Source organism: Chamaesiphon sp. VAR_48_metabat_403 (genome assembly GCF_031422475.1).
Lineage (GTDB): Bacteria > Cyanobacteriota > Cyanobacteriia > Cyanobacteriales > Chamaesiphonaceae > Chamaesiphon.
In genome coordinates, this window is sequence record NZ_JANPLS010000516.1 from 1 (window position 1) to 2,615 (window position 2,615).

Below are 2,615 nucleotides of genomic sequence, written 5' to 3' on the forward strand. Positions count from 1 at the left end.
GCCGAAAGTGAGGTTGCAAATCTGCGCGCGCAAGCTGCAATTACTCGCGAATATATCCTAGAATACGATCCTGGCGAACAGCGCACGAGGATTCGATCGGGATATTTTTGGTAGAATCAAGCGAGCGAGCTATGCGATTAATAAAGTTTACCGCCAAGATGTAGCGAGTAATTGCGGTAAACTAAAAGACCGAACTCGGTTCTACTGGGGAGCAGCCAGTGGAGGTAACGGGGAAAGTTTGGTGCGAAGCCAACGCTGTCTGTGCAACTGTGTTTCGATGCACCTGTGTATCGATAAGTCAGGATGCCCGCCGAGGTACGTATATTCCCATTTGTGCGCGGCACGCAAATTAAATTAACATGGCAAAAAAAATTCCCGTTACCGTCATTACCGGATTTTTGGGTAGTGGCAAAACCACCCTAATCCGACATTTACTCACCCACAATCAAGGGCGACGGATTGCGGTGATTGTCAATGAATTTGGCGAACTGGGCATCGATGGGGAATTATTAAAATCGTGTCAAGTTTGCCCCGAAGATGAGCTAGAAACTCCCAATAATATCGTCGAACTCACCAACGGTTGCTTGTGCTGTACGGTACAGGAAGAATTTCTCCCCACGATGCAAGCCCTAATTGCACGCAAAGATGACATCGACTGCATTCTCATCGAAACTTCCGGTTTGGCACTGCCCAAGCCGCTAATTACCGCCTTCCGGTGGCCAGAAATTCGCACCGCAGCGACGGTAGATGCGGTTATTACGGTGGTCGATTGCGATGCTGTGGCAGATGGCAGGTTTGCCAGCGATCCGGCGGCTGTAGACGCGCTCAGACAGGAGGATGAGAATCTGGATCACGAAACGCCATTGCAGGAGTTATTCGAGGATCAATTAGCCTGTGCGGATTTGGTGATTTTAAATAAAGCCGACTTAGTAACTGCCGAACAATATCAACAAACGATCGATCTAGTTAACCAAGAACTACCCCGTGCTGTGAAAATAGTTACTAGCGATCGGGGGATTGTCGATGTAGATACAATATTAGGATTAAATGCCGCAGTAGAAGACCATCTCGAAGAGCGTCCCAGTCATCACGATTCAGAGGAGGAACACGAGCATGACGATGATATTAACTCGATTAATCTCGTTCTCGATCGCGAATTCGACCCCGAATCATTGCGTCAGAAATTAGAACTCCTCGTCAAGGAACAGGAAATCTATCGTATTAAAGGCTTCGTCGCCGTACCAAATAAGCCGATGCGATTAGTGATTCAAGGTGTAGGCAATCGATTCGAGCAATTTTACGACAGACCTTGGCGTACCGATGAGCCACGAGAGACTAAACTAGTATTTATCGGACACTCGATCGATCCGGTCGCGATTGCTACTGCTTTAGCTGTTGGTGAAGTTAAAGAACTCGATTCTCTCCTTATTCCGTCGCTCAATTAGGGATCGGCTATGGCAATCGAGGTTGGAAAGTCAATCTTTTGACTGCCCATAGCCCAATTTTTTCAGGATCGAATCTACAGTGTTAGCGACCTGAAGGGGTGACAAGCACCCCTTCAGGGGCTAGAGTCTTGCAACAGGGGAATTAATTGCGGAATCGCCGATCGAGCCGAGCCGCCCATCAACCCTAGCGTGTAGACTGTATAAGCCCGCACGAGCGGATCTGCATCTTTGAGCAATGAAATTAATTGCGGAATCGCCGATTGCGCCGACTGAGCCAATCCACCCAAGGCAGTCGCCGCACTCAAACGCACGTCTGGCTCTGGATCTTTGAAGAGTTTTAATAATTGCGGAATAGCAGGTTTCGCGGCATTTCCCATTCTAGCTAGTACATAAGCAGCCGCAATTTTCACATCTGGATTGGGGTCTTTTAGCAATGAAATTAATTGGGGCAAAGCAGATTTTGCCGCCGCGCCTATTTTGCCTAATTCTAGGCTAGCATTTTGGCGATCGCTACTATTGCCCGTTTTCATCTGCTGAATTAGTTTTGCTATTTCCGCTTGCTGGTTGCTTGGTTGTTGCGGTATGGTTTGCGCTCTTGCCAACTCAGTCATCCCCGCAATTGGGGCGCAACTCAACCAGACTATCGGCAGGAGTTTGAGCAATGATTGTTTTAGCATATTGACACTCGATAATTACTATCGATTTACTACTTCAAGAGTTTATCGCCTCAATCCAGTAATTAAGCAGCAATTCTCATTATGAAAATTGAAATTCTCTATAGGGAGAGGCTGCTGTGCCTACGGCAGAAAGGCGAGGCTCCGCCAACAGTAAAAGTCCGGGAGCGGAGCGGATGGTAGTTTTTAAAAATAAAACTGTTGCAATCCGCATTCTGTCGTCAGTAATCTGACCGAGATTCTCCAGGGGAGCGGGCTTTGGGCCAACGACGCACTCAAGTAGTGCAAGAGTTTTAAAATGAGAAGTGCGGTAAGCTATAAGACCAAACTCAGTTCTACTGGGGAGCAGCTAGTGAGCATTGCCCACCCAACGAATTACTAAGATGATAAAATTTACTTTATCGATAGTATTCTTCACGCTTGCCGCTATTGCATTTTTGGATGGATTCATCACCGAATACAGACAATCACGGCAGGTTTATGCCTCTACTGTGCC

At 47.3% G+C, this 2,615-nt stretch carries 2 protein-coding genes and 1 riboswitch; of the genes, one reads left to right on the forward strand and one right to left on the reverse strand.

Going from position 1 to position 2,615, the window contains the following annotated elements; all coding sequences use genetic code 11:
* Positions 1–179 precede the first annotated feature (179 nt).
* Positions 180–330, forward strand: a riboswitch (cobalamin riboswitch).
* 29 nt (positions 331–359) lie between these two features.
* A complete protein-coding gene (gene cobW / locus RMO79_RS24145; RefSeq protein ID WP_310485827.1) occupies positions 360–1,445 on the forward strand; it encodes a cobalamin biosynthesis protein CobW in 1,086 nt (361 codons plus the stop codon).
* A 113-nt stretch (positions 1,446–1,558) separates the two neighbouring features.
* On the opposite strand, the gene RMO79_RS24150 is transcribed toward cobW, so the two are convergent.
* Positions 1,559–2,122, reverse strand: a complete 564-nt coding sequence (locus tag RMO79_RS24150; protein WP_310485828.1) for a HEAT repeat domain-containing protein — start codon at positions 2,120–2,122, stop codon at positions 1,559–1,561.
* Between the last annotated feature and the right edge of the window lie 493 nt (positions 2,123–2,615).